24 protein-coding genes are annotated in these 26,883 nt (G+C 69.5%); 8 read left to right on the top strand and 16 right to left on the bottom strand.

Features of this window, described 5'->3' with window-relative positions; genetic code table 11:
* Positions 1–112 precede the first annotated feature (112 nt).
* Complete coding sequence (gene phoH2 / locus AC5RWG_RS14635) at positions 113–1,510, top strand: RNA 5'-3' helicase PhoH2 (RefSeq protein ID WP_494050211.1); 1,398 nt, start codon at positions 113–115, stop codon at positions 1,508–1,510.
* Between the two features lie 135 nt (positions 1,511–1,645).
* Here the strand turns inward: phoH2 and AC5RWG_RS14630 are convergent, their stop codons facing one another.
* The 4 genes from AC5RWG_RS14630 to AC5RWG_RS14615 all read right to left on the bottom strand — a co-directional run bounded on the left by AC5RWG_RS14630 (position 1,646) and on the right by AC5RWG_RS14615 (position 5,796).
* On the bottom strand, positions 1,646–2,992 hold the full coding sequence (locus AC5RWG_RS14630; protein ID WP_494139712.1) for a sensor histidine kinase: 1,347 nt from the start codon (positions 2,990–2,992) through the stop codon (positions 1,646–1,648).
* A complete protein-coding gene (locus AC5RWG_RS14625) occupies positions 2,982–3,644 on the bottom strand; it encodes a response regulator transcription factor (RefSeq protein WP_494167222.1) in 663 nt (220 codons plus the stop codon). Before AC5RWG_RS14625 ends, AC5RWG_RS14630 begins: the two co-directional genes overlap by 11 nt.
* Before the next feature lie 100 nt (positions 3,645–3,744).
* Positions 3,745–4,656 carry an AfsR/SARP family transcriptional regulator gene (locus tag AC5RWG_RS14620; RefSeq protein WP_494167221.1) on the bottom strand — a complete coding sequence of 304 codons (912 nt, stop codon included), beginning with the start codon at positions 4,654–4,656 and terminating at the stop codon, positions 3,745–3,747.
* 351 nt (positions 4,657–5,007) lie between these two features.
* On the bottom strand, positions 5,008–5,796 hold the full coding sequence (locus AC5RWG_RS14615) for a hypothetical protein (protein WP_494014367.1): 789 nt from the start codon (positions 5,794–5,796) through the stop codon (positions 5,008–5,010).
* A gap of 56 nt (positions 5,797–5,852) precedes the next feature.
* Between AC5RWG_RS14615 and AC5RWG_RS14610 the strand changes: the two genes are divergently transcribed.
* Complete coding sequence (locus tag AC5RWG_RS14610) at positions 5,853–6,359, top strand: prepilin peptidase (RefSeq protein WP_494023650.1); 507 nt, start codon at positions 5,853–5,855, stop codon at positions 6,357–6,359.
* Between the two features lie 52 nt (positions 6,360–6,411).
* On the opposite strand, the gene AC5RWG_RS14605 is transcribed toward AC5RWG_RS14610, so the two are convergent.
* The 5 genes from AC5RWG_RS14605 to AC5RWG_RS14585 all read right to left on the bottom strand — a co-directional run bounded on the left by AC5RWG_RS14605 (position 6,412) and on the right by AC5RWG_RS14585 (position 11,108).
* On the bottom strand, positions 6,412–6,642 hold the full coding sequence (locus AC5RWG_RS14605; RefSeq protein ID WP_494001455.1) for a hypothetical protein: 231 nt from the start codon (positions 6,640–6,642) through the stop codon (positions 6,412–6,414).
* A 42-nt stretch (positions 6,643–6,684) separates the two neighbouring features.
* The gene (locus tag AC5RWG_RS14600; RefSeq protein WP_494026474.1) at positions 6,685–7,995 is read right to left on the bottom strand and encodes a S8 family serine peptidase; all 1,311 of its coding nucleotides are present in this window, start codon (positions 7,993–7,995) and stop codon (positions 6,685–6,687) included.
* A gap of 288 nt (positions 7,996–8,283) precedes the next feature.
* The gene (locus AC5RWG_RS14595) at positions 8,284–9,711 is read right to left on the bottom strand and encodes a class II fumarate hydratase (RefSeq protein WP_494001453.1); all 1,428 of its coding nucleotides are present in this window, start codon (positions 9,709–9,711) and stop codon (positions 8,284–8,286) included.
* A gap of 127 nt (positions 9,712–9,838) precedes the next feature.
* Entirely contained in the window at positions 9,839–10,453 is a 615-nt protein-coding gene (locus AC5RWG_RS14590; protein ID WP_493978642.1) for a carbonic anhydrase, read from the bottom strand.
* 61 nt (positions 10,454–10,514) lie between these two features.
* Positions 10,515–11,108: a DUF4245 domain-containing protein gene (locus tag AC5RWG_RS14585; protein ID WP_494026473.1), complete on the bottom strand. Its 594-nt coding sequence runs from the start codon at positions 11,106–11,108 to the stop codon at positions 10,515–10,517.
* Between the two features lie 250 nt (positions 11,109–11,358).
* Here AC5RWG_RS14585 and glpX point away from each other — a divergent pair, with 250 nt between their 5' ends.
* Complete coding sequence (glpX, locus tag AC5RWG_RS14580) at positions 11,359–12,348, top strand: class II fructose-bisphosphatase (protein ID WP_494014393.1); 990 nt, start codon at positions 11,359–11,361, stop codon at positions 12,346–12,348.
* Positions 12,349–12,433: 85 nt separating this feature from the next.
* Here glpX and AC5RWG_RS14575 read toward each other — a convergent pair whose 3' ends face one another.
* The 5 genes from AC5RWG_RS14575 to AC5RWG_RS14555 all read right to left on the bottom strand — a co-directional run bounded on the left by AC5RWG_RS14575 (position 12,434) and on the right by AC5RWG_RS14555 (position 18,162).
* Positions 12,434–13,471 (bottom strand): lipid II:glycine glycyltransferase FemX, encoded by a 1,038-nt coding sequence (locus tag AC5RWG_RS14575; RefSeq protein WP_494026472.1) that lies wholly within the window; start codon positions 13,469–13,471, stop codon positions 12,434–12,436.
* On the bottom strand, positions 13,468–14,745 hold the full coding sequence (gene manA / locus AC5RWG_RS14570) for a mannose-6-phosphate isomerase, class I (RefSeq protein WP_494026471.1): 1,278 nt from the start codon (positions 14,743–14,745) through the stop codon (positions 13,468–13,470). The genes AC5RWG_RS14575 and manA overlap by 4 nt, the downstream gene beginning before the upstream one ends.
* 123 nt (positions 14,746–14,868) lie before the next feature.
* A complete protein-coding gene (locus AC5RWG_RS14565) occupies positions 14,869–16,461 on the bottom strand; it encodes an LCP family protein (RefSeq protein WP_494026470.1) in 1,593 nt (530 codons plus the stop codon).
* A 52-nt stretch (positions 16,462–16,513) separates the two neighbouring features.
* Positions 16,514–17,041: a 5-(carboxyamino)imidazole ribonucleotide mutase gene (purE, locus tag AC5RWG_RS14560; RefSeq protein ID WP_494001448.1), complete on the bottom strand. Its 528-nt coding sequence runs from the start codon at positions 17,039–17,041 to the stop codon at positions 16,514–16,516.
* On the bottom strand, positions 17,038–18,162 hold the full coding sequence (locus AC5RWG_RS14555; RefSeq protein WP_494001867.1) for a 5-(carboxyamino)imidazole ribonucleotide synthase: 1,125 nt from the start codon (positions 18,160–18,162) through the stop codon (positions 17,038–17,040). Before AC5RWG_RS14555 ends, purE begins: the two co-directional genes overlap by 4 nt.
* Before the next feature lie 196 nt (positions 18,163–18,358).
* Here AC5RWG_RS14555 and AC5RWG_RS14550 point away from each other — a divergent pair, with 196 nt between their 5' ends.
* Entirely contained in the window at positions 18,359–18,931 is a 573-nt protein-coding gene (locus AC5RWG_RS14550) for a GtrA family protein (protein WP_494026469.1), read from the top strand.
* Between the two features lie 25 nt (positions 18,932–18,956).
* Here the strand turns inward: AC5RWG_RS14550 and AC5RWG_RS14545 are convergent, their stop codons facing one another.
* Positions 18,957–19,652: a TIGR03089 family protein gene (locus AC5RWG_RS14545; RefSeq protein ID WP_494026468.1), complete on the bottom strand. Its 696-nt coding sequence runs from the start codon at positions 19,650–19,652 to the stop codon at positions 18,957–18,959.
* 272 nt (positions 19,653–19,924) lie between these two features.
* Between AC5RWG_RS14545 and AC5RWG_RS14540 the strand changes: the two genes are divergently transcribed.
* Genes AC5RWG_RS14540 through AC5RWG_RS14530 form a run of 3 tightly spaced genes read left to right on the top strand, consistent with a single transcriptional unit; the run spans position 19,925 to position 25,745 of the window.
* Entirely contained in the window at positions 19,925–20,473 is a 549-nt protein-coding gene (locus AC5RWG_RS14540; RefSeq protein ID WP_494001445.1) for a WhiB family transcriptional regulator, read from the top strand.
* A gap of 29 nt (positions 20,474–20,502) precedes the next feature.
* On the top strand, positions 20,503–23,886 hold the full coding sequence (locus AC5RWG_RS14535) for a glycosyltransferase (protein ID WP_494026467.1): 3,384 nt from the start codon (positions 20,503–20,505) through the stop codon (positions 23,884–23,886).
* A complete protein-coding gene (locus tag AC5RWG_RS14530) occupies positions 23,883–25,745 on the top strand; it encodes a DUF5719 family protein (protein WP_494026466.1) in 1,863 nt (620 codons plus the stop codon). The genes AC5RWG_RS14535 and AC5RWG_RS14530 overlap by 4 nt, the downstream gene beginning before the upstream one ends.
* A gap of 31 nt (positions 25,746–25,776) precedes the next feature.
* Here AC5RWG_RS14530 and AC5RWG_RS14525 read toward each other — a convergent pair whose 3' ends face one another.
* Complete coding sequence (locus AC5RWG_RS14525; protein WP_494014355.1) at positions 25,777–26,262, bottom strand: metallopeptidase family protein; 486 nt, start codon at positions 26,260–26,262, stop codon at positions 25,777–25,779.
* Positions 26,263–26,491: 229 nt separating this feature from the next.
* On the opposite strand from AC5RWG_RS14525, the gene AC5RWG_RS14520 reads away from it, so the two are divergent.
* Complete coding sequence (locus tag AC5RWG_RS14520; RefSeq protein ID WP_494001441.1) at positions 26,492–26,881, top strand: DUF3499 domain-containing protein; 390 nt, start codon at positions 26,492–26,494, stop codon at positions 26,879–26,881.
* The last annotated feature ends 2 nt before the right edge of the window (positions 26,882–26,883 follow it).

Here is a 26,883-nt window from a genome sequence, read left to right as displayed (position 1 = left end):
TGATGCGCACAGCGAAAGCCGCATCGGGGGAGGCCGGTTCCGGCCTGGTGGCCCTACCGTCCACGCCCCGCTTCACACAGTCGGAGCCGTCGCGCTCCGGACGGGAGCAAGCATGACCGCCACCAAAAATCCGCACCCAGCCGCCACGACCGGACCCGGGAAGCAGCCCGCCGCTGCCACCTCGTCCGGTCGTTCTGTTTCCGCCGGGGAAGCGGAAACAACCCGGGCGTCGTATGTCCTGGACACTTCCGTGCTGCTGTCCGATCCGCGGGCACTGCTGCGCTTCGCCGAGCACGAGGTGATCCTGCCGGTGGTGGTGATCACCGAGTTGGAAGGCAAGCGGCACGACCCGGAGCTGGGCTACTTCGCCCGCCAGGCACTGCGCCTGCTGGACGACCTGCGCGTACAGCACGGCGGTCTGGACCAGGCCATCCCGCTGGGGGCGGAGGGCGGCACCCTGCGGGTGGAGCTCAACCATGTTTCGTCCGACGTGCTGCCGGCCGGATTCCGCGGCGGCGACAACGACAGCAGAATCCTGGCCGTGGCCAAGAACCTGGCCGTCGAGGGCCGCAACGTCACCGTGGTCTCCAAGGACCTGCCCCTGCGGGTGAAAGCGTCGGCGCTGGGGCTTCGCGCGGACGAGTACCGCAACGAACTGGTCAAAGACTCCGGCTGGACCGGCGTGGCCGAGCTGGACGTGGCCGACGACGACGTGACCGCGCTGTATGGACACGAGCCGGTGTTCATCCCGGAGGCGGCGGAATTGCCCGCCAACACGGGACTGGTGCTGCTGTCCACCCGCGGGTCGGCCCTCGGCCGGGTGGGGGCCGACAAACAGGTGCGCCTGGTCAAGGGCGACCGCGACGTGTTCGGTTTGCACGGACGCTCCGCGGAACAGCGGCTGGCCATCGACCTGCTGATGGACCCGGAGGTAGGGATAGTCTCCCTCGGCGGACGGGCCGGTACCGGCAAGTCCGCCCTGGCGCTGTGCGCCGGGCTGGAGGCGGTGCTGGAGCGGCGCGAGCACCGGAAGGTGGTGGTGTTCCGGCCGCTGTACGCCGTCGGCGGCCAGGAACTCGGGTACCTGCCGGGCTCGGAAGCCGAAAAAATGAATCCGTGGGCCCAAGCGGTGTTCGACACGCTCGGCGCCCTGGTTTCGACCGAGGTGGTCGAGGAAGTCATGGACCGCGGCATGCTGGAAGTGCTGCCGCTGACCCACATCCGCGGACGCTCGCTGCACGACTCGTTCGTGGTGGTGGATGAGGCGCAATCGCTGGAGAAGAACGTGCTGCTGACGGTGATGAGCCGGATCGGCCAGAACTCCAAGATCGTCCTCACCCACGACGTGGCGCAGCGCGACAACCTGCGGGTCGGGCGCCACGATGGCATCGCCGCCGTCGTGGAAACGCTCAAGGGACACCCGCTCTTCGGTCACGTGACGCTGACACGGTCCGAGCGCTCGCCCATCGCGGCCCTTGTCACGGAGCTGCTGGAGGGCGCCGAGATCTAGCCTGCGGCCTTCGCGTCCAGGGGCGGGAAGCGGGCTGCCGCAGCGTGGCCCGCTTTCCGCCGAAGGCAGCCGGCCGATCGTCGCCTCACCGCACCGGGGGTTGCCGCTGGCCGCGCCCCGGCAGGCGCCATGCAACTACTGCCCGGCAGGAAAGGTCATGACGATCCGGGTGCCGGCGCCGGGGGCGGATTCAACCTGCAGCGTACCGTCGGCCTCGCGGACGGTGTCGCGCATGATCCGGAGGCCGAAGTGTTCGGCCCGCCGGGCGGCCTCAGGAGTAAAGCCGACGCCGTCGTCGACGACCTCCAGCACCACTGCAGCGTTGGACTGCCTCAGTGAAACCTTGACCAGCCGGGCGGAAGCATGCTTGGAAGCATTGGTCACGGCTTCACGTGCCGCCCGGTAGAGCAAATCAGGGCAGGCGAGAGCGGCAGGCTCGGGGAAGTCAATTTCCAGTTGCCAGTCCGCTCCCCGTTGGCGGACCAGCACACCCAATCCGTCGAGCGCAGCCGGCAGGCCCTCGGCCGACAGGTCCGGCGGGTACAGCGTCAGCGTGATCCGGCGCAAGTTGTCGATGCTGACCTTCACAATATTCCGTGCCAGCGCATGAAAGTCGCTGTCCGTGGCGGTCTGCTGCTGTTCGCGCGCTTCCAGGCTGTAGGCCAGCCCCGCCAGCTCCTGGATGACGCCGTCGTGGAGGGTCCGGGCCAAACGCCGGCGTTCCTCCTCGGAGGCGGCGATCGATTTCTGCAGCAGTCCACGCCGGATTTCACTGGCCTTCCGCATGCGGCGCGCCATTCGAAGTGCCGGTCCAAGCTGGAGCAACTGCAGCACGGCCAACGCGACGAGGATGACGGGCAGGATGCCCAGCATCTCGTCCTGCATGCGGTTGATTTCGTTCGCCGGGTGAGACAGTTCGAAGATGTAGTCATTTCCATCTCCGGCCTGTGCCCGAACATACACGTTGACCAGCTCGGCGCGGCCCAGCCCGAAGATGTTGCCGCCGGGGGGACCTTCGACGACGCTGACGGGTGCATCCTCCTGCAACCGGGCCAGGAGCTGGGCCGGGAGGTCGATCTGCTGTCCGATCAGTTCATCGACGTCGGAATAGACAATCGAGCCGCCGAGATCCCGGACGGTGACCCGCAAAATGTGGCCGTCGTCGATCATGGGGTCCACTTCGCTGTCCAATTCGGCCACGGCCTCCGGAACCCCGGCCAGCGCATCCGCCGTAAGGTCCTGGGCGAATTGGTGGTCGACGATTTGTGTGGTGCGTTCCGCGGCGTGGAGGAGGGCATGGTCGGCAGCCAGCGAGCGGGCGACCATGATCACCGGCACCGTGACGATGATCAGTGCCGCAAGCCCCGACAGTGCGAAGCGGCGCAGGGCCGCCTGCATTTCCGAGGGCTTCCGGCGGCGGGACCCAGAGGGTGTTTCAGCGAGGATGCTGCGCCGGTCCTGCGCAGCCACGTCAACGACCATGCCCGCCGTCCAGCAGTTCCAGCCGCTGGGCGGTGGCGACGGCTTCCAGCTGTGAATGTGCGCCTAGCTTGGACAGGATCGACTTCACGTAGCCCCGGCACGTGTGCGGGGATATCCCCAGCCTCCGGGAATTCGTGCGGACGTCGTTGCCTGCTGCCATGAGGGCCAATACCTGGTGCTCGCGTTTGGTCAGGGCAGGCCTGTCCACTGCCGTGGCCGGTGGAGCGGTGACGTATCGAGTGAGCGCGGACGGGTTGACCGACATGCTGCCGCTCCTGGCGTTCCGGACCGCCTCAAGCAGCGTTGACAGGGAACCGTCTTTGGGCAGGAAGCCGCAAAGACCCGAGGCGGCGGCGCGCGCCAGTACATTCAGCGACGGGTTACCGGTCAACAAGATGATTCGGGTCTCCGGGGCAGCCTGCAGGATTTGCTCGGCCGCGCCGACCCCGTCACCGTCGGGCAGGTGGTAGTCCATGATGACCACGTCGGGCCGGGCCCGGCGGCACAAGGCAACCGCCTCGCTCATACCGGCGGCGCTGCCCACATTGACCAGATCCGCTTCCCGGTCCAGCGCATCAGACAGCAACTCCGCGAAGGTCGTGTGATCATCCACGACGGCGATGCGTAGTTTTTGCTCCCCCAAAGAGCTCACTCCAGTTCCCCAACTCAAGACACAAAGGACTTGACCCCACCTCGAGTATGCACGGCGCGCGCCGGGAAGTACATATCGGGGCCGGCGGGGTCACCCGGCCTCAGCTGGCTGCGAGCGCCTTGCGCAGGAACGAGCTGACGATGTCTCCCGCCGCCATGTACTGGGGTCCGGCCGTGGCGTCGACTGTTAAGTGTTCCTTCCGGTGCTTTGCTGCGGGCGGGGTCAGCCGTTCGTTGAGCAGCAGCAGCGCCGCCAGGACTTCCGAAAGGCCCGACTGGGCGTCAGCGGTGGCCTTCAGCAGCCGCACGTGGATCTCCTGAAGGGCCGGGCCGGGGGCACAACCGAGGTCGCGGCCGAACAACCGCCGGCACCGTTCGTAGGCCTGCAACCCGTCGGCATGCCGTCCGCAAAGCTCCAGGCCACGGATCAGGACTGTCCACGCCGCTTCATTCAGCGGAGAAGCAGCAACGCACCGCTGGGCCCAGAGCACGGCGTCGTCGGGCCGATGCAAGGCCAGCGCGGCCTCCGCAGCCAATTGTTGGGCGTGCTGCACCGTTTCCGCATGGCCCGAACGGGCCTCTTCCGCCCAATCAGGAGTCAGCTCGTCGCCCAGCAGCGGCTCCGACGCGAGTGACAACGCCTCGGCCAACAAGGGGTAGGCCCTCGGCGGTTCGGCAAACTCGGCGGCCCGCACCAGGGCCTGGAAGCGGTGCAGGTCGACGTCGACCATGTCCCGGTCGATCATGTAACCGCCGTTGGCTGTGCGCAGCGGCCCCGTCTTTGCGCAGCCAGGCTGCAGGTTGCGCCGCAGGATGCTGACATAGCTTTCCAACGTGGCCAGCGCTTCACCCGGGGCGCGGCCGCCCCACAACAGGTGCACCAGTCGGTCCTTCGACATCGGCGAACCGACGTGCAACAGCAAGATTTCCAGCACCTGACGCGGCTTCGGGCCGCCCAGTTTGTCGGCGGTCAACACCGTCCCGCCGCGACGGATCCGTAAGTTTCCGATCATTTGCACGGCCATGGGCATGGCCCATCCACTCAATTGCTCCACGATTCCCCCTCGCAGCACGCACCCCCCAATGAGTGCACTACCATCGTGCGCTGACTCCCCGACGGCGGGACAGCCTCGCCTGAGGGGTGCCGATACCCCTAATGTGAGGGGGACCGGGACGGCACCGGCTTTTTCCAAGGATGAATGGGGATTCTGGACTCGTGACCCCGGTGGCTTCGGCGCTGCACCTCACGGCCGGCCGGGCGCACGCCGCCGGGCCCTGGCCCCACCCCTCAACGCCAGGGCCCGGCCGCGCGCCCTGCACCGTCCGGACGACCGGAGAGCCACCGGGCGCGCTCCGCCGCGCCCTCAGGCGGGATGCGGGCGCACCGGCCAGGGAATGTGCTCCCGCACGTCGGTGAGGTTCATGCTGACCTCGAGGAACAGGTCGTCGAGCATGTATTCGTCCACTCCGAGGATGGTCAACGAATGACCGCCGCCCTGTTGAGGCCCGTCCATGGCCACCGCGGAAACACAGACGCCGGTCCGCCAGTCGACCCGCACCTCGGTGCGGCCCTCGGGAAGCAGCGGATGGCCGGCGTCGTACGGTACATACGTCTGGTTGGGCGAGACGACCGCCTCCAGCGCCTTCCGGCCCTGGTGCTCGACCTCCCGCAGTTCATGGATCTCCACGGGATTGGCGAAGGGCGCCTCATAGGCCACCGGCGCGCTGCCGGCCAGCTCAACCGGATCCAGCATCGCGGACCAGCGCCCGTTGCCGAAGACCGGCTCACCGTAGGCGGCCTCGGGCCGGCGGCGCACCAGATGGATGTCGTTGAATACCGGAGTGACCAGATGCGGAGGCAACAGCCACGACTTGCGTGTCGCGCTGACGTAGAAACCGTCCCGGGAGTCGTTAATGCCGGTGGTGCTGTACAGCAGCCTGCCGTCGGCCGACTCGACCCGAAGCGCTCCGGGGCGCCGGGTCCACGCACGCAGCATGCCGCCAGAAGCGTCCGGCTCCGGCGCATCCGGGTGGACGGCCCGGAGCTCAAACCGCAGCGATTCCCACTTCCACGGGGAAGAACGGCAGAGGCACCTGAAGGTCTCCGCGTTGCCGGCGGCGTCGCCGGCCTTGAGCACGCTCCCGCCGTTCATATGCACAGTGTAGCCGCCGGCTCCTCCGGATCAGGCGAGTGCAGTAGGTTGGGTCCATGGTCGAGCAACTGGCGCTGCTGTGGCCCGGCCATGCATTCGCGTTTTGGATGCTGTTGGCCGCCGGCGGCTATCTGCTGGTAATCGGAACCCGGCTCAGCTGGATCGACCTGAGGACGCACCGGCTGCCGAACCGCATCATTTTCCCGGCCTACGCGGTGTCCGGAGTGCTGCTGCTCGCGGCCTCCCTCGCAGGCTACGAAGCCGGCATGTTCTGGCGGGTGCCGGCCGGCGGCGCACTGCTCTGGGTCTTCTATTTCGCCGTCCGGCTTATTTATCCGGCCGGCATGGGATTCGGCGACGTCAAACTGGCCGGGGTGCTGGGGATGTACCTGGGCTACCTGGGGTTTGAACACCTGCTGCTGGGCACGTTCGCGGCCTTCCTGCTGGGCGGCGCGTACGGGGTGTTGCTGGTAGTACTGCGGCGCGGAACGCTGCACAGCGACATTCCATTCGGGCCGTTCATGATCGCCGGCACGTGGGCGGCGCTGCTGCTGCCGACGTAGCCGCGAAGCGCGGGCCAACGACGCGCGGCGTCCCGGAATTTGTCCGCCGAGCCTATTGGATATCGGAGTCGGGAGGGGGCAGGACGAACTGCCGGTCTTCGTCCACGGACTCGACGCCCTCGATTCCGGCAACAGCGGCACGCTGTCCCTCCGGCAATGAACCCGTAATCATGCCCAGGGATGACAACACGTTTTCCACCCGCATGCCGCCGGCTGCCAACTGCTCGGCAATCCGCCCGGTATCGGAGAGGTAGTCGTGGCGCACCGTCACGGTGATCTGCATACCCCCATGATAGGTCCGGCGGCCCCTCCCGGGGGAAGCGGGTCACTGCGGGGCAAGAACCAGCCCTGCCCCGACGTCGACGGAGGGCACGGGCAGCCGCTCCGCTTCCTGCACCAGCGTGGCCCACAGTTCCAGGCCGCGCCGGCCGGTAGCCTCTGACCACAGGGCCGCCACGCCGGCGGCGTGGGGCGTCGCCATGCTGGTGCCGCTGATGGTGTTGTAACGCTTCGGCATGGGCCAGGACGAATACACCTGGAACCCGGGACCGGCGCAGTCCACCTGCCCGCCGCGCAGGGGGAGGCTGCGGGCGGAAAAGAACGCGACCTCCAGGGCCTGGTCCAGCGCGGCCACCCCCATGATGAACGGGCTGTTCGCAGGGGCGCCGACGAACCCGAACTCGCCCCTCCGGCGGTCGGCATTGTTTCCCGCGGCGGCGATGATCAGGGAACCCTGCTCCAGCGCCCGGCTCCCGGCGGCCGTGTAGGGCGGGTGGATTTGTGCGACGTCGGCTCCCAGGGACATGGAGATGACGGCACAGCCGTTGCCCACGGCCCAGTCGATCCCGGCGAGGATGCCGGCGTCGGTCCCCGAACCGGCGTTGCTGAGGACCTTGCCGGCGAAGATCTCCGCTTCGTGGGCCACGCCGTAGCGCGGGCCGGTGCCGGGGGACTTGGGGCCGCACGCGGTCCCGATGCAGTGCGTGCCGTGGCCGTGTCCGTCCTGCGGCGGCTCGCCCGGGATGAAGGAGGCGCTGGTGATGCTGCGTCCGGCGAAATCCGGATGCGTCTCGTCGAACCCGGTGTCCAGCACGGCTACGCGCACGCCTTGCCCGGAATAGGGCGACGAGACGGCCCTGGTGGCCTGCTGTCCCCAGGTGAAATTGTTGTTGTCGGCGAAGCCCGCCGGTGCGGGGCCCGCTTCGTAGCGTTCGTGCCGTCGCGCAGCGAGCCTGCCGGACAGGTCGGTCACGCCGTCGCGGTAGCCGGCGGCGTAGTCATCGGCCGGACCGAGCACGTCGTGGATGAGTTCCGGCGAGACCGAAAGGACACGGTGCCGGGCAGCGGTACTGACTTGGAGCGAGCTGATTTGGTCCGGGCCGGCGGCGACGACGGCGATGCCCAGGTTTGCGAAGACCGTTGCGTCGGCGCCGGAGGCCGCGTCCGGGTCCACCCCGCGGGTGCCGAAATCGCGGCTGTCCGCGACATTCGACAGGCCGGCGGCGTCGGCCAGGAGGCCGGCACACTCGTCGGATGGGCCGTAAAAGACGACGATAAAGCGTCCGGTGGTCTTCGGCTGCCCGGGCACGGAATAGTCGGCCGTCGCCAGGGACGGGGGCTGCGAATCGCCAATCACGGAGACCTCCTGGACACTCTTCCACCGTGTCCCCGACGGGCCGGCCGGCGGCCCTGGATGGCCGTTCACCCGCCGCCCACGGGGACGTGTGCGCCTCATCCTAGTCCCGGAGGCCGACGGTTCAAGGTTCAGGCAATCGTTTCAGCCGGTCGGGGCCAAAAAAGGCTGCAGGGCCCCGTCCCGACGCCGATCCGGCCCGGGTGAGCGGCGGCCGGCGGCGCCGTGCACGCTGAAGGGCGCCCCCGCCGAAGCAAGAGCGCCCTTCAGGATCCGCGATGGACCCGCCTGCTACTTGGCCTGCGGCGGGACGGTCATCGAGAGCACGTCCAGGGCAGAATCCAGCTGCTCTTCGGTCAGTTCGCCGCGCTCCAGGAAGCCGAGCGCGATGACGGACTCGCGCACGGTCAGGCCTTCCTGCACCGAGTGCTTGGCGATCTTGGCGGCGTTTTCGTAGCCGATGAACTTGTTCAGCGGGGTCACGATCGAGGGTGAGGCCTCGGCCAGGAAGCGGGCGCGCTCCACGTTGGCGGTCAGCCCGTCGATCATCTTGTCCGCCATGACGCGCGAGGTGTTCGCCAGCAGGCGGATGGACTCGAGCAGGTTGGCGGCCATCACGGGGATGCCCACGTTCAGCTCAAAGGCGCCGTTGGTGGAGGACAGGGCGATGGTGGTGTCGTTGCCCACGACCTGGGCGGCAACCATGATCGCCGCCTCGCAGATCACCGGGTTGACCTTGCCGGGCATGATCGAAGAACCCGGCTGCAGGTCGGGGATGGCGATCTCGCCCAGGCCGGTGTTCGGGCCCGAACCCATCCAGCGCAGGTCGTTGTTGATCTTCATGAACGCGTAGGCAATGTTGCGCAGCTGCCCGGAGGCCTCGATCAGGCCGTCGCGGTTGGCCTGGGCCTCGAAGTGGTTGCGGGCCTCCGTCAGCGGCAGGCCGGTGTCGGCGGCCAGCAGTTCGATCACGCGCTGCGGGAAGCCGGCCGGGGTGTTGATGCCGGTGCCGACGGCGGTGCCGCCCAGCGGAACCTCGGCCACGCGCGGCAGTGATGCCTCGATGCGTTCGATGCCGTAGCGCACCTGGGCGGCGTAGCCGCCGAATTCCTGCCCGAGGGTGACCGGCGTCGCGTCCATCAGGTGGGTGCGGCCGGACTTCACCACATCCTTGAACTCCTCGGCCTTGCGCTCCAGGGACGCGGCCAGGTAGTCCAGCGCGGGGATCAGCTCGTTGATCAGGGCGGAGGTGGCGGCCACGTGCACCGAGGTCGGGAAGACGTCATTGGAGGACTGCGAGGCGTTGACGTGGTCGTTCGGGTGAACCGTCTTGTCGCTGCCGGCGTCGCGCAGCGCACGGGTGGCCAGTTCGGCCAGGACCTCGTTCGTGTTCATGTTCGACGAGGTGCCGGAACCGGTCTGGAAAACGTCGATCGGGAAGTCGCCGTCGTACTTGCCCGTGGCTACTTCGTCCGCCGCCGCGGCGATGGCCTTGGCCAGCTCGCCGTCCAGCACGCCCAGTTCGGCGTTCGCGGTGGCCGCAGCCTTCTTGATCCGGGCCAGGGCCTCGATGTGGGCGCGCTCCAGCGTCTTGCCGGAGATCGGGAAGTTCTCGACGGCGCGCTGGGTCTGCGCACGGTAGAGGGCGTTGACCGGAACGCGGACCTCGCCCATGGTGTCGTGTTCGATGCGGTATTCAGCAGAATCAGCAGAAGTCATGGCTCCAAGCTTATGCCTGCGGCGCACCGGTTCCGAATTGTGTTGCGGCACGGCGGCGGCTTGGTTGAGGCGGCGCCGAGCGGGCCTGCGGCCCCCGGGGCGGGGCGTCCCCGCCCCCGGTGCGCGGCTAGAGGGCCCCGTGCCCTGCGACGAGCTCGGCGCGGCCGTCCGCGAGCCGGTAGGCCACGCCGACGACGGCCGTGCGGCCGGCCTCGACCGCCTCGGAGATGGCCCGCGAACTGTCCAGCAGGCGTTCGGAGGACTGCCGGACGTTTTCGATCACCATGTCGTTGAGGTCCTCGAGGCCGGCACGCCGGGCGGCCAGCACCGACGGGGTGATCCGTTCCACGAGGTCCCGCAGGCCGCCGCGCGGCATTTCGCCGGTGTCAATCGTGTTCTTTGCCGCCGTCACGGCGCCGCAGCTGTCATGGCCCAGGATGACAATCAACGGAACGTTGAGCACATCCACGCCGTACTCAAGCGATCCGATCACCGCGTCACCGAGGACGTGGCCGGCGGTGCGGACCACGAAGGCATCGCCGAGTCCCAGGTCGAAAATGATTTCGGCGGCCAGCCGGGAGTCGGAACAGCCGAAGATGATGGCGAACGGATGCTGCTCGTTGACCAGCGAACTGCGCCGGGCGGCGTCCTGGTTCGGGTGGACTGACGTGCCTGCCACAAAGCGGGCGTTGCCGTCGATGAGTTTTTGCCAGGCCTGGGCGGGAGTCAATGAGGTGGGCACGAAGCAACCTTACTGCTTCGTGCGTCCCTGCCCGTGCACCGGTTTCCGTGTCGGGGCGGGATTACTTGCTGTCCAGGTCTTCCGCGATCGCGGTGGCCAGGACATCGAATTCGTCCAGCTCCGCGGTGCCGGTCAGGATGACGGTGAATCCGCCGTGCTCCAGCACGAGGCTGCGCTCGCCCGCGCCTGCGTCGCGCAGTTCCCAGGTGGCACCCGCTTCGCGGTCGCCGGTGACCGGCGCGTTGTCGGTTGCCTGGCCGACCCAGGTGGGGTTGGCTTTGTCGGTCTGGATCAGTCCGATGTACTCCTCGCCCGGCGTGATGTAGCCGACCTCCCACGCCGCCACCTGCGCGGTTCCCCCGGTATTCCACCGGGCGTAGTTGGATGTCCAGCCCGCCGGGAGGTCGACGGCGAGCGGCAGGTAACCGGCCGTGGACTCCGCCTGCAGGGCGACCCCCGGGACGTCAATATTACGTTCGTAGACTCCGGGCTTGCTGCCCGGATTCAGGAACATCACCGGCAGCAGCACGGCGAGGGAGAGCCCCACGGCCATCAGCATGCCGACCACCGGAGCCTTCGCGCGGTTGGCCTGCTTGGCCGTCAGCACTGGCTTGACGGGCAACTCGGTCGATTCTTCGGGACGCGCTTCACTCACGGTTCCATGATCTCAGATGCCCGCCCCTGCGCGCACACGCCCGCGACGCCGGAACGAAGGGCGGGTCGGCCGGTCCGCGCGCTGGCCCCCGGGGCGGCGACGACTATGATCGAAAGCAATGGAAGATGTCCGCACCGCAGATGCATCCATCACGGCACCGCAGCCGGTGCTGTCTGAAGAGCTACTCGAAGATGAGGTCGAAGTGTCCCACGAAGCCCAGGCTGACCCCTTTTCCAACTTTCCGCCATCCATGCGCGTCGGCGACAACGAGCCGGACCGAAACCTGGCGCTGGAACTGGTGCGCGTCACCGAAGCCGCGGCGATCGCCGGCGGCCACTGGGTCGGCTACGGGGACAAGAACGGTGCCGACGGCGCCGCCGTGGACGCCATGCGCGCGTTCCTGTCCACCGTCAGCTTCAACGGGGTGGTCGTCATCGGTGAGGGCGAAAAGGACGAGGCCCCGATGCTGTTCAACGGCGAAAAGGTCGGCGACGGCACCGGCGCCGAGTGCGACGTCGCCGTGGATCCGATCGACGGCACCCGGCTGACGGCGCTGGGCATCAACAACGCGCTCTCCGTGCTCGCGGTCTCCGAGCGCGGCACCATGTTCGACCCCTCGGCCGTGTTCTACATGGAGAAGCTGGTCACCGGCCCCGAAGCGGCGGATTTGGTGGACCTGCGGCTGCCCATCAAGCAGAACCTGCACCTGATCGCGAAGGCCAAGAACAAGAAGATCAACCAGATCAACGTGATGATCCTGGACCGCGACCGGCACAAGCCGTATGTCGAGGAGATCCGCGCCGCCGGCGCACGCACCAAGTTCATCATGGACGGCGACGTCGCCGGCGGCATCGCGGCCGCCCGCGAGGGCACCGACGTCGACGTCCTGATGGGCATCGGCGGCACCCCGGAGGGCATCGTGACGGCCTGCGCCATCAAGTCCTTGGGCGGCGTGATCCAGGGCCGGCTCTGGCCCACCACCGACGATGAAAAGCAGAAGGCCATCGACGCCGGCCACGACCTGGACCGGGTGCTGACCACCGATGACCTGGTCACCAGCGACAACTGCTTCTTCGTGGCCACCGGCATCACCGACGGTGACCTGCTGCGCGGCGTCCGCTACAAGAACCACAAGGTCCTCACGCAGTCGATCGTGATGCGCTCCAAGTCCGGCACCATCCGCTTCGTCGAGGGCGAGCACCAGGAATACAAGTGGGACCGCTTCGAGCGCAAGCTCTAGCCAGCCGCAGCGAAAGAAAACCCCGCACCGGCCCGAGCCGGTGCGGGGTTTTCCTCTGGTCGTTCCGGGACGGACCCGGGGGCGGTCAGCGGGGGAGCGTGCCGCGCAGCTTGCGCACGGCCGGCACGACGGCGGCGCGCGCCTTGCGGGCGGCCGGCAGCACCGCGGCGCGGACCTTGTGCACGGCGGGGGTTACGGCCTCGCGGCCCGTGCGCGAGAGCAGGTAGGCCCGGTACATGAGCTGGTTGACGGGCAGGTCCCAGCTGCCCGGATAGCTGACCTCGTAGCCGCCGAAGGAACGCTTGAACCGGGAGAAACCGGCCCACGGGTGGTCGGGCTCGTCCTCGGGACTGACGCCCCACATATCGAAGTGGCGGATGCCGGCGGCGCGGGCGTCCATCATCATGGTCACCACCAGCGGAATCCCGGCGTTGAGCTTGCGGTGGGCGTCGTCCGCCGCGGCGTGCGCGTACACCCGGGTGGCCTCCGTGTCGTAGGACAGCGCGGCCGCGATCGGCTGCCCGTCCAACCGGGCGATGAACAGTTTGGCCGCGCCGGCCGGGACCAGGGTCCGGGCTGCGTTCCGCAGGTAATCGTCGGACTGGGCCTTGAACTCCGCGCGCTCGGAGACGTCGTGCAGGAAACCCAGCAGGATTTCGATGTCCGCCGGGTCGGTGGAGACATCGAAGGTGACGCCCTTCTTGTGGATATTGCGGTACAGGTTGCGGCTGGTGCTGCGCATGGCGGCCAGCAGGTCCTCTTCCGGCTGGCTCAGGTCCAGCATCCAGGTCAGTTTCGGCTGGACGTCCACCGGTGCCTTGACCAGGCCCAGCGACTGCAGCGCCGCCTGCGGCCGCTGGCCGAGGTCGGTGCCGACGGGTTCGATCCGCACGTAATGGGCGCGTTGTTCCGCGGCCAGGGACTGCAGGGCGGCCAGCGCGCGGATCAGGGCGGCGTTGTCTGCCGCGGCCGGGCCGTACGGGACGTACAGGAACCGGCCCAGGGGCGTCTTTTCCGCGATGGCCAGGAAGTTCCAGCCGTCGCCGCTGCGTTCGAAGACCTGTTTGCCCAGGCTGCGTTGAAAGTCGGCCCAAGGCGCAGACTGCAGGATCGAAGCGGTCAAAGTGTTGCTCCCGTTCGTTGTTGATCGAATTCATGTGTGCCGCCCGAGGTGGTCACCGCGAACAGCACCGCGCCGGTTCCGGTGTCTCCGGCCGGGTGCACGTTCACCGGTTGTTCCGTGTCGGGGATGAACGCGGCATCGCCGCGGCCAAGCATCAGGTCGGACTTCGGGGAGTCCAGCAGCACGCTGCCGGACACGGCCAGCACGATCGCGGGGCCGTGCTGGGCCAGCGGCACCGGGCTGCCGCCGTCGGCCAGTTCGATGCGCTGGAGCTGGAACTCGGCAAAGGGCGGGCAGTACAGTTCCTGGCCGGCATCGGTGATGGTCGGTTTCACCATGGGCGGGGCGATAGGCCGGAAGTTCGTAATCTTCAGCAGTTCGGGCATGTTGACGAACTTCGGGGTGAGGCCGCCGCGCAGCACGTTGTCCGAGGCCGCCATGACCTCCACCCCGAGGCCCTGCAGGTAGGCGTGGATGTTTCCGGCGGGCAGGCACAGTGCCTGGCCGGGGGAGAGTTCGACCAGGTTCAGCAGCAGCGAGATTAACGCGCCGGGGTCGCCCGGATACAGTTCGCCCAGGCGGGCGACCGCTGCATATTCGGTGCCCAGGCTGCCGGCCGGTGTGGCCGCCAGCAGGCGGGCCGTGTCCGCCGCGAGCCGGGTGGAGCGCTCCCCGCCGTCCAGCAGCGCCACGAAGGCACCGCGGAGGGCCGCTTCCTCGTCGCCGCCACCCAACAGTTCCAGCACCTCGTCCAGGAGATCCAGGGCCGCGCCGGCGTCCGCCAGCCGTGGTTTCAGCCCGGCCAGCAGCCGCGCCGCGTCGCGCGGGGGGCGGAAACCGCACAGCGCCTGGAAGTCGCTGAGCGCGAAGATCATCTCCGGCTTGTGGTTGTCGTCCCGGTAGCTGCGCTGCGGGTCGTTGAAGGAGATGCCGGCCGCATTCTCCGCGGCGAACCCTGCGCGGGCCTGCTCGAGCGTGGGATGGACCTGGAGCGACAACGCGGAGTCGGCGGCCAGGACCTTGGTCAGGAACGGCAGCGTGGCGCCGAACAGGCCCAGGACCGTCTCGCCCAGGGCGGCGCCGGGGTTCTCCTTGATGAACTCATCGAGCGGCCGTTCGCCTCCGGCCAGCTGCACCCGTGACGGGGAGTCGGGGTGCGCGCCGATCCAGAGTTCGGCTTCCGGCCCGCCGGACGGTTCCCGCCCGAACAGCTCGGCAATCGCCGTCGTCGAGCCCCAGGCATAGGGACGCACTACATTCGTCAACCGATACATGTAAAGCCTCTTCCTCGTCCTTGTTCCCACGATCCTCTCAGACCCCGCGCCGTTGCAGCATTCCGGCAGCATCCGCCGCGCACCGGGGGGACGCCGCCGGACCGGCGTGGCAGCGGGCCGGGATCAGGGGACCGAGCACTTGCCGTTGTTGGCCACCAGGGCGCCGAGCGTGGCGGTATCGCCGATCTCGGCCAGCTGCTGGAGATACTCCGCGGTGACCTGGGGCTCCGCCGGCGCCTCCGGGGCGTCGGCCGCATCCGGTGCCGCCTCGTCCGCGGGGCCCGCCCCGCCCTCGCCGGCGGTGGTCTCTCCGCCACCGGAGCCGGGGTCGCCACCGGCGCCGCCGCCGTCGTCCTTGGGATCTTTCTGCCGAGTCTGCTCTTCCTGGGTGAACATCTCCTGAACGCGGGGATGAATCGCCGAGAAGTCGGGGTAGGTGACAAAATTCTCCGCGGCGGTGCCGAAGTCCGGCGGTCCGATGGTCAGGCGCTTCACCTTCTGGTCTTTGGCCTTCAGCGCCAGCGAGACGAAGCTGCCCAGCTGCGAACTGGGAATGTCCGTCTCGACGACCTGTTCGCCGGCCTCGGCCAACTGCTGGAAGCGGGTCAGCACCGTTGCCGGGTCCAGCTGCTTGACCATCGCCGACATCACGCACTGCTGGCGCTGGACGCGATCATAGTCGGTGGCGAATTCGCGGGAGCGGGCGTACCAGAGGGCGTGGTAGCCGTCGAGCTCCTGGACGCCCGGGGCGATCCAGCCCTTCGGCGGGTAATGCTGATTGGTGCCGGGGATGGTCCTGTTGGAAATAGGCACCCAGCCGCCGGCCTTGACCGTGATGCCGCCCATCGCGTCCACCAGGGCTTCGAAGCCGTCCATGTCCACGAGGGCATACGCCTGGATCTCGATGCCCAGGATCCCGCTCACGGCGTCCTTCATGGCCTCCGCGCCAGGGTTCTTGGCATCAGGGTAGCGGTCGGCGTGGTTTTGCTCCACGTCGACGTAGAGGGCGTTGATGATGCACTCGTCACCGCAGCTGAAGCCTTCCGGATACACCTCGTGCATCGGGGAGTCCGCCGGGAACGGGGCGTTTTGGAAGTTGCGCGGGATGCCGAACATGACGGTCTGGCCGGTCTTCGCGTCGACGCTGACCACCTGGATGCTGTCCGGGCGCAGCCCCACCCGCCCGGCACCGGCGTCGCCGCCCATGAGCAGAAAATTGTAGCGGCCGTCCACCGGGTCGAACGCGGGCCGGGTTTCGAAGATGGAGCTGAAGGCGTTGCGGCTCACGTTGAGCAGGTAGGCGGCGTAGCCCAGGCTGCCGCTGGTGAGTACCATCAGGGCAACCAGCGTCACCGCCACCGCCGGCTTGGCGCCCGGGGCCAGCAGGTTGGGCCTGATGATGCGCAGCGTGTTCAGGAACAGGAACGCCCAGAACAGCGCCAGCGCCGCCAACACCACAACGAGGGCCAGCGAACCCCAGCGGTCGGTGGCCAGGTTCACCAGCAGCGGCCAGTTCACCAGGGCCATGACGGCCGCGGCCACAACGGCCGCCCAGGCCAGCAGCGTCACGGCCAGGCCGCGCCGGCCCAGCCGGCGGTCCCCTGCCACGATCTGGGCGCTGCCCGGGACGAGCAGGGTCAGCAGCAGCAGGACGAAGGCGCGCTTGGTGCGCACCGGCGCCGGAGCGTGCTGGGGGTAGCGGACCGGATCGGTCACCCCGCGCGCCGAAGACCCCGACGGCTTCCTCGGCGGCTGGGGACCCACCGTCCTAGGCCTCGCCGGAGCCTGCGGCGCGTTCACGCAGCGCGGCTCCCTTGTCGTAGGCGGACCGGCGCAGGCCGGACGCGAACTCGAGCAGGGCCGGCTGCAGCCGCCCGGCCAATTCGTCGCCACCGGCTGCCAGCATCCGCACGGCCAGCAGCCCGGCATTGCGGGCTCCGCCGATGGACACTGTGGCCACCGGCACCCCGGCGGGCATCTGCACGATGGAGAGCAGGGAGTCCATGCCGTCCAGGTACTTCAGGGGCACCGGCACCCCGATCACCGGCAGCGGGGTTACGGAGGCGAGCATGCCGGGCAGGTGCGCGGCACCGCCGGCGCCGGCGATAATGATCCGCAGTCCCCGGGAGTGAGCGTCGCGGCCATAACCGATCATGTCCTCGGGCATGCGGTGCGCGGAGACGACGTCGGCCTCGTAGGGGACGCCGAACTCCTCCAGCGCCCGGGCGGCGGCCTCCATGACGGGCCAGTCGGAATCCGAGCCCATCACCACGCCGACTATCGGCTTGTTGCTCATGGTTTGCCTTCCTGGGGGTCCACGCCGTCGCGGACGATCGCCGCAACGCGGTCCGCGCGCCGGCGCAGTTCCTCCACCTGGGACGCGTCGCGGCCCACCACATTGACGTGGCCGATCTTCCGGCCGGGACGGACAGACTTGCCGTAGCCATGCAGCTTGACGGACGGTTCGGCGGCCAGCGCGCGCGGATAGGCCGAGAACAGGTCGGTATTTGCGCCGCCCAGGTAGTTCTTCATGACGACGGCGCCGCCGAGCAGGGACGTATCGCCCAGCGGCAGATCCAGGATGGCCCGCAGGTGCTGCTCGAACTGGCTGGTGACCGACCCGTCCTGGGTCCAGTGGCCGGTGTTGTGCGGGCGCATGGCCAGTTCGTTGATCACGAAGCCTGCTCCGCGTCCCGGGGTGGCGAACAACTCGGCGGCCATCACGCCGGTGACGCCCAGCTCGTCGGCCAGCCGGAGCGCCGCCTGCTGGGCCGCCTCGGCGACGTCCGCCGGCAGGTCCTGTGCCGGCGCGATCACTTCGTCACAGACGCCGTCCACCTGGATGGTGTGCACCACCGGCCAGGCCCGTGCTTCGCCGGACGGAGTCCTGGCTACCAGCGCGGAGAGCTCCCGGCTGAAATCGACTTTTTCTTCGACCAGCAGCGCGCCGCCGGTGAACCAGTCGGCCGCCTCGGCGGCAGCGTCCGCATCGCGGATGATCCGCACTCCCTTGCCGTCGTAGCCTCCCCGCGGCGTCTTCAGCACCACCGGCCAGCCAATCCTGCCGCCGAAGGCCACCAGCTCGTCGACGCCCGAGACGGGTGCCCACACCGGGTTTGGCAGCCCCAGCCTGTCCACCACCGCGCGCATGACCAGCTTGTCCTGCGCATGGATCAACGCGTCAGGATGCGGCTGCACGTTGACGCCCTCGGCAATCAGGGCCTGCAGATGTTCGGTAGGGACGTGCTCGTGATCGAAGGTCATCACGTCCAGGCCCTTCGCGAACCCCCGCAGCGCCTCCAGGTCGCGGTAGTCGCCCACGGGAGCCGTGGCCACGGCGGGGACCGCGGAAACATCGGCGGCCTCGGCCAGAACACGCAGTTCAAAGCCGAGCTCTACCGCACAGGGTGCCATCATTCGGGCAAGCTGGCCGCCGCCCACTACGCCGATCACTGGAAAACTCACCTAGTCAGGGTACCGAACAGGCTCCGGACGAGTCGCATTGCACTTCGCGCGGCGGGTACGTCCTAGGTAACGCCCAGACTGGCGCAATACAATAGTGCGTCGGCCGGCTCTGCTCCGGCATCCGAGCGAAAGGGATCCACCTTCGATCATGAACCGAACTATTTCCGAGCGCCTGCGCGCCATTGTTTCCCTTTTTTGGCGGGAAGTGGCGAAGTTCGGCACGGTCGGCGGGATCGCCTTCATCGTGGACAACGGCGTGTACTGGTGGCTGATCAACGGGCCCATGGACGACAGCGTGGTGAAGGCGCGGTTCGTTTCCGCCTCCGTGGCAACACTGTTCTCCTGGGTAGCCAACCGCTATTGGACGTTCCGTCATCGCCGCCAGGCGAACGTGTTGCGCGAACTGGTGCTGTTCATCGTCATCAACGTCATCGGCATGGTGGTCTCCGCAGGCTGCGTCTGGATAGCCCGCTACCCGCTGGAGGTGACGGACCGGACCATGCTGCTGTTCGCGGGCATCGTCGGCACGGTGCTGGCCACCGTCATGCGCTTCTTCGCCTACCGGTTCCTGGTGTTCAACGTTGAGCTGGACGCCGAGCCGGAGTTTGCCGAGGACCGCAAGATCTTCGAGCGCCACCCCGAGGACAATGCCGACCAGCCTCCCGCGGACGCCGCGCCGGAGGTCGACGGCCCCCAGGCATCGGGCACGGCGCGCGGCTAGGCGGGGTCCGGGCCGGATCACCGGTTCACAGTTGTACGGTGACCCGTTCGCTGTCCAGCAACCGCTGGGTCACCCCTACCTCCGGGTGCACCAGCACTACCGTGCCGCCGCCCTGCCAGGTTGCCAGGGCTTCGCGAAGCACGTCCGGCCAGGGGGTGTGCGCCGGCACCAGCAGGTTCCTGGCCGCTGTCGGCCGGTCCAAAAGCCGGGCGAAGGTCAGCGCTCCGCCGTCGTCCTCCAGGGCCAAGCCGTTTGCCGCCAGGGAATCGATTCCCAGGTACTCATCCGCGTAGGAGCGGACCTCGGCCGCGTAGTCGAGTACGCCGTCGGGCAGTTCCCCGGGCCAGCGCAACTGGAGCGCGCCCAGGGCGACCAGGACCTGGTGTCCGCTGCCTGCCCGCACCAAAAGGGCCGGATCCGCGGCCACCACCACGTCGGCGCTCCGGGCGGCCTCGCCCAGCCGGACGGTGGCGCCGGCCTGCCACGCGGCCAGCGCCCAGACCAACGACCGCCAGTGCGGGTCCATCAGAAGACCCACGCTCGTACCCTCGGCGGCGTCCAGTTCCTCGGCCAGCAGGTTCGCCGTCTTGGCCACCCAGTTGTCCAGCACGCGCCCGGACAGCTCGATGCGTTCGCCCTCCGGGCCGTACCAGACCAGGCAGGGGGACGAGCCCGGGCGCATCCGGGCCAGCAGGTCGGTGATCGTGGCGGGGGTGCTCACGGTGCTCCTCAATGTCGGGTTCGTGGCCCAGCCGGAGGCCGGCTGACGCCTGCACGCGGTATTTGTGACGCACATCACGGGGGCGGGCCCTCGCGTGGCGTACGCGGATTTCGCTGCCGGGTCTCTAAGATTCCCGCCGGCGCTTGACTTGAACGTATTACACCCATGTAATTAGTTATTAAACGTGTAACAGCATGCTTGTGTCCGGCGCTGAGATCCAGCGCTGCACATGAATCTAGCACCATGCTGGTACAGGAACTCCGGGAGGGCTGATGGGGCAGGCAGAACGTAGTGCGCACCGGCGGGAGCTCGAAGCGCAGGCTTCGGCATCGCACGGATCGCGCGGCGTACCGGCAGACTGGTATGTGGATCCGGCAGATCCGACGGCGGCAGAACGCTTCCGCGAATCCAGCCAACAGACACTCGAGGACGCGGCCACCGCCTTCCTCGCCGCGCACGAAGCGTTGGCGGAGGGACCCGGGGCCGAGGTATTGGAGCTGACTGCTCCGCGCCTGCTCCGGGAACCGGCCGAGGCCGACCCGGCGCCGAAACCGCAGTGGATCGGGCTGCCGGGCTTCGGCGCCGGCTATGAGGACGAGGGAGAACTCGGCTGGCAGGCCGATGCCCTGTGCGCCCAGACGGACCCGGAAGCGTTCTTCCCCGAGAAGGGCGGATCCACCCGCGACGCGAAGAAGGTGTGCGGCGCGTGCACGGTGCGCTCGCAGTGCCTGGAGTACGCGCTGGCCAATGACGAGCGTTTCGGCATTTGGGGAGGCCTGTCGGAGCGCGAGCGCCGCCGGCTGCGGAAAAGAGCGCTCTGATTCAGCAGCAAGTTCGCGTCACCGCCGTTGTGGTAGCCCACGACGGCGCTTCCTGCCTGCCCGAAACCCTGGCAGCCCTGGCCCGGCAGACGAGACCCGCCGATGCCCACGTCGGGGTGGACACCGGATCGTCCGACGGGTCCGCTGACCTGCTGCGCGCGCAGCTGCCCGCCGGCAGCCCGGTGGCCGCGGCTTCCCACCGCGCCGGGTTCGGCGCCGCGGTCCGGGTGGGGCTGGCCGAGCTGCCCAAGCACGCCCCGGACGACGGTCCGGCCCAGGAATGGCTGTGGCTGCTCCACGATGATTCCGCCCCGGAGCCTGATGCGCTCGAGGAACTGCTGCTCGCCGTGGAAACGGCACCGTCGGTAACCATCGCCGGCTGCAAACAGGTGGACTGGGACGACCCGCGCCGACTGGTCGACGTGGGCCTGACCGTGAGCCGCTGGGCCGAACGGCTGACCATGATCGACGTCGACGAGATGGACCAGGGCCAGTACAACGGCCGCAGCGACTTCTTTGCCGTCAACTCCGCCGGCATGCTGGTGCGCCGCGATGTCTTCGACCAGCTGGGCGGGTTCGATCCGGCCCTGCCCGGGACCGGTGACGACGTGGACCTGTGCTGGCGGAACCGGCTGGCCGGCCACCGCGTGGTGGTTGTCCCCACCGCGAGGGTTCGCCACGCCGCCCGGACCGGCGACCACGGCACCGCAAGGGCAGCCCGCAAGGCTCAGATCCACCTCCGGCTCAAGCATGCGGCCTGGTGGCAGGTGCCGTTCCTGTGGATCGGGGCCCTGCTCGGCGGGCTGTACAGCTTCCTGGCCTCGGTGGTGGCCAAGGACCCCATGCACGGGCTGCGGCAGCTGGGCGCCACCCTTGCCGCCTTGTTCCGACCCGCGGGCCTTTTCGCGTCCCGGCGGCAGGCCGCCAAGACGCGCAGGACCTCGCGGGCCATAGTGCGCCCGCTGATGGTCCCGCGGCGCGAGGTCTGGGCCTACCGGCGGTCACTGGCCGAGTCGCTGCGGCCCGAGCTCGCCGTCGGCGTCGTGGGCGACGGCTCCGGATCGGATGCCGGCGGCAGCGACCAGCCCACCGGCGGATCCGACGACTTCGCGGCCCTCGCCGCGCCCGCCCGGACCTGGGTGGGTACGGGACTGGTGGCCGCCGCCGTCGTGCTGGCCCTCGTCTCCACGGTGGGCATGTTTGACTTCTTCGGGGCGCCGGCGCTGGTGGGCGGCGGACTGCTGCCGGTCTCGGCCACCGTCGCCGAAATCTGGCACAACGCTTCGAGTTGGTGGATCTCGCTTGGCTCCGGCGTCCCCGGGCACGGCGACCCCTTTGGCTACGTGCTGGCGGTCCTGGCCGTGCTGGGTCTGGGGAACGGTTCCGCCGCCGTCCTGACGCTGGTGCTGCTGGCCATGCCGTTGGCCGCCGCCGGCGCATGGTTCGCTGCCGGGGCCTTCACACAGCGGCGCGGCCTGCGCTTCTGGGCCGCGATGTTCTGGGCGAGCGTTCCCGCGTTCCAGGTCGCGTTGGGCACGGGCCGCCTGGGCGCGCTGATCGCCCACCTGCTGATCCCGTGGGCCGTGCTCGGCCTGCTGCGCGCCACCGGCTCCGCCGTCCAACGCGCCGACGCCAACCGGCCCCTGCTGCCGCACGAAGCCGTGCACAAGCCCGGGATCAACGGGAATCCCTCCTGGACGGCGGCGGCAGCGGCGGGACTCTGCCTGGCCGGCATCACGGCGTCGGCACCGGCGCTGCTGCCGGTGGTCGTCGTCTTCATCGCCGTCCTGATGCTGGCCTTGCGCCGCCGGGCCAAGACCGTCTGGTGGGCGCTTATCCCGCCGCTGGCACTCGCCCTGCCGATGCTCGTCGCCGGGCTGGACCAGCCGCGCGCGCTGCTGGGCGATCCCGGCCTGCCGCTGGCCTTCCACGCCGCCCCGCTGTGGCAGCAGCTGATGGGCTTCCCGCTCGCCTTCGGCCCCGCCGACGGGCTGGCCGGGGCCGGGATGCTGGAGAAACTGGCCCAGGGTCCGTGGGCGCTCGCCTACGCGCTCGTCGTCGCCGTGCCGGTGCTGGCGCTGGCCGTGGCCGGGGCGGTCACGGGCAAGGGTGCCGGCCGCGCACGGTTGCTCTGGCTCGGCGTGTTCCTGACCCTCGCGGCCTCCTTTGGTTCATCGCTGCTGGCCACCGCCGTCGCACCGGGAGCGGTGGTGACACCGTTCACGGGTCCCTTTGTCTCGCTGGCCCTGTTCCTGCTTTTGGGCGCGGCACTGATCGCCGGGGACCGGCTGCGGCACGACCTTGCCGCAGCCGGGCGCCCGGCCTCGGGCCTGCGGCGCACCGTGGCCGTGGCCGCCGCCGTCCTGATGGCGCTGGGCCCGGCGGCGAGCCTGGCGCACTGGCTGGTGCCCCAGTTCACCGGCTACACACCGTCCAGCGAGGCGCGGACCCTGACGGACTTCGGTACGCAGCTGAAGGTAACGCCCGGGGCCGGCCGCACCCTGCCGGCCACCTCTGCGGACAGCGGGACCGGGCCGGAACAGGCCCGCGCGCTCGTGTTGACGGCGGGAACCGGCGGCGCGGTGACCGCTGCCGTGATGCATGGCAGCGGCACCACCCTGGACCAACTCTCGGCCATTTACTCGGCGCGGGCCCTGGCCGGTCCGCTCACCGAAGCCCAGGTGCGCTCCGACGACGACGCCGACGCAGAATTGCGGAACACCGTGGCGGTCATCGTTGCGGGCACCGGCGTGGATCCGCGGCCGTCCCTGGTGAGGCTCGGCGTGGACTTCGTGGTGCTGCAGGAGTCCGATACGGCGGCCGAACTGCTTGCCGGCCGGATCGACGCCGTGCCCGGACTGACCTCCGTGGGACGCACCGACTCCGGATGGCTCTGGCGGGTGGTCGGAGCGACCGGTAAGGACGGCACCGCGGCAGGCCAACTGACCGCCCGGGTGCGCCTGGTCGATGCCAACGGCGACCTGCTGCAAACCGTGCCGTCCGGCTGGACCGCGGCGGCCGGGGAGATTCCCGCCGGCGAGCCCGGACGTCGGCTGATCCTGGCCGAGCGGACGGACCCGGGCTGGACCGCCACCCTGAACGGCCGGCCGCTGGAATCCTCGCAGGACGGCTGGGCCCAGGCGTTTGAAGTGCCGGCAGCAGCGGGTACCGTAAAGATCGGTTATTCGAGCCCGTGGTCGCCGTGGATCGGCATCCTCCAGGTGCTCGCCATCGGACTGACCGTCCTGCTCGCCATACCGATCCCGGCCCGGCGGCGGTTCGTGCCGCGCCGCATCGACCACATCAAGACCACCGGGGCGGATGCCGGCCCCGCGGAACTGCGCGGGGCGGCAATCGAAGACCCGGCCGACGGCGGCGCAGTTGCCCTGGCCGGAAAAGGACAGCAACTATGACCGAGACGGGTGGCCGCGGCGAGGAGCCGCGGGCGACAGAGGCGGCGATTGGGCCAACGGCCGCTGCCGCATCCGCACCTGATGGCGTGCAGCCGGACCGGGACAGCGCGGCCGAGCCCGTGCAGCCGGACCGGGACAGCGCGGCCGAGCCCGTGCAGCCGGAGCGGGACAGCGCGGCCGGGCCCGTGCAGCCGATCGACCGCAAGGCCGCCAAGCGTGCTGCGCGGCGGGACCGCGCACGCGATGCCGCCGCGGGCAAGCCTGCCGCACGCTCCGGCAGTTCCACCGCCGGCGGCACGCCGAAGCGCGGCGGCCGGCGGATGCTGGGCGCCGTCTCCGGGGCGGGCCTCCTGCTGCTGACCGGAGCCGCGGTAGCCGCCGGCAGCCTGGCGGACGTGCCGGGCGCGGCCGCCGAGCGACCGCCCGTGTCCGCTGCCGTTCCGGCCGGAGACTACACCGCTGTCTGCCCGGAGCCTCTGCGGCTGCTGGACAGCGCCGCCGAAGACACCGATCCGCAGTTCAGCCCGGTCTCCACTACGGCGCAGACCAGGGCGCGGGCCCTGGTGTTCAGCGACCTCGGCGGCAATGTCCCCGGCAGCGAGCTGACGGAACTGGGCGCGGGCACTCCGCTCGCGCGCATCGCGGAACCGACGGAAAAGTCATCCGGCGAGACCAAGATGGTGGCGTCCGTGGTGTCCGGACAGGACCTGTCCGCTCCCACCGTGCTGCGGGCCGCCCCGATGGGGGAGACCACCGCGCTGGCCGGCGCGGCGATGACTTACCGGGCCTCCGACGGCGACCTGCGCGGACTGGCCGCTGCCAACTGCATGGCACCGGCCAATGACTTCTGGCTGCTCGGGGCGTCCACCACCGTGGGAACCACGTCCGTGCTGAAACTGCACAACAGTTCCCAGACACCCTCCTCGGTCGACCTCGAACTGGTCTCGTCCGAGGGGCAGGTCCAGGCTGCCGGCACCCGCGGGCTGCTGGTCGCTCCCGGGGAGTCACGCTCCATCGTGCTGGCGGGAGTGGCCGCAAACCAGGAATCCCTGGCCGTGCGCGTACAGTCCTCCGGCGGCCCGGTGACCGGCTTCATCCAGCAAAGCGTCCTGCGCCAGCTGACCCCCGGCGGCGTCGAGTTGCTGCAGGCGTCGGCCCCGGCCGGCACGCGGCAGGTGGTCACGGGAATTACCGTCCAGGACCAGAAACCGGCACGGGCCATCCGGGACCAGGACGGTTATGAGGACGCGGCGCCGGCGCTGGACGTGGCGGTGCCCGGCGTGACCGACGCGGTCTTGGAAGTGCGCGTCTTCGGTTCCGACGGCCCGGTCAGCCTCCCGGGCGGCGGCGTCGTCACCGCGGCGGCCGGGAGCGTCACCAGGGTGCCGCTGGAGTCGTTGCCGGCCGGCACGTATTCCGTCGAAATCAGCGCCGACGTGTCCATCGCTGCCGCCGCGCGGGTCAGCAGGGGAACCGAGGCGGGCGAACCGGTGGACTTCGGATGGTCACCCGCGACCGGCCGCCTCGGCAGCAATCATCTGGCGGTCGTGCCGGGCGGTGTCAGCTCCCGCATGGCCTTCAGCGCGCCGTCGGGGGACGCCCGGGTGGAAATCACGCCGGTGGATCCGAAGGGCAGACTGGGGGAGAAGCAGGCGGTGACCGTGCCCGCCGGAACCACCGTGACCCTTGATCCCCGGGCAGACGGCGCCGACGCTGCGGCCCTGTTGATCAGCGCGTCCGGCGAAGCCGTCTACGGCGCCCAGGTCCTGACCGACGGCGGTGCTCCCGACGTTGCGGTCCTGCCGGTGCCCGCGGGCACCCAGGCGCAGACCGCGGTGCCGGTCGATATCGGGTACTAGGGAAGAAGCGGCGTCGGGACCGGAACGCCGGTCAGGGGCGGGTCCGGCCGTAGCCGGGGTCAACCGCTTCCGGGGCCATGTTCAGCAGCTGCGCGGTCTGCTCCACTACCACATCGTGGATGAGCTCCGGCAGTTCGGCCCGCAGCCGGGCGGCCGCCTGGACCGGCTGCCGGAAGACGGTCACCACGGCCGGGCGGCCCGGCGCGGCCGGCGTGAAGCTGCCCAGGGGCGCGGCCTGACCGCGGGCAAGCAACTCTTCGAGTCGGGGCGGAATGTCCTCGACCACGAATTGGGCTGCTTCGACCCGCTCCCCCCAGAAGTACGCCAGCCGCTCGGCGGACTCCGCGACCCACGCCTCGAACTGTTCGGACCTGGTCAGATGCCCGGGCAGGTTGGCGGGCAGCAGGTCGCCGCGCAGCCCGCGGCCGCGGCGGTTCCGGCGTCGTGCGGCAAACGGACGGCGCCAGCCACCGCCGTCGCTGTCCAGCGAGAGGGTCAGTGATGGTCCGTTTTCCATATACCGACTTTAAGCCCGGGGACCGGAATAAGGCACCCGGGCCCCGCGGCGGTGCGCCGAAGCGTCCCGCGGCGACCCACCCGGCCCCGGCAGCGTCGCTCCGGAGCACCCGGCAGCGGTGCGCCGTCCGGCGGGCCGCGTCTGCGCGACCCGATTGTGACCTAATCTTCGACCACCGGCCCGCGCCGGTGGTCGGGAAGGAGGGAGGCCCGGAGTAGGATGCATTCTCGTGGGATCCATTCGTCAATGTTCACGCTCGGCCTGTCAGCGGTCGGCCATCGCTACTTTGACGTACGTATATGCCGATTCCACCGCCGTGCTGGGCCCGCTGGCAACCTATGCCGAGCCCCACTGCTACGACCTGTGTGCCGAGCACGCCGAACGGCTGACCGTGCCCCGCGGCTGGGAAGTCATGCGGCTGGCCCTGCCCGAGCAGGCGCCGGTCCCCAACCCCGACGACCTGTTGGCCCTGGCCGACGCCGTGCGGGAGGCGGCCCGCACTCCCGAGGTGCCCGACGAGGCGCCCCAGCCGCGCGGCCAGCGCGAGCCGTTGGAACCGCCCGCGGGCGCCGCGGGCACCCGGCGCGGGCACCTGCGCATTCTGCGCGGACAACCCTAGGG

This window comes from Arthrobacter sp. Y3221160, from assembly GCF_059092585.1.
This window is presented reverse-complemented; position numbering and strand designations above follow the sequence as displayed.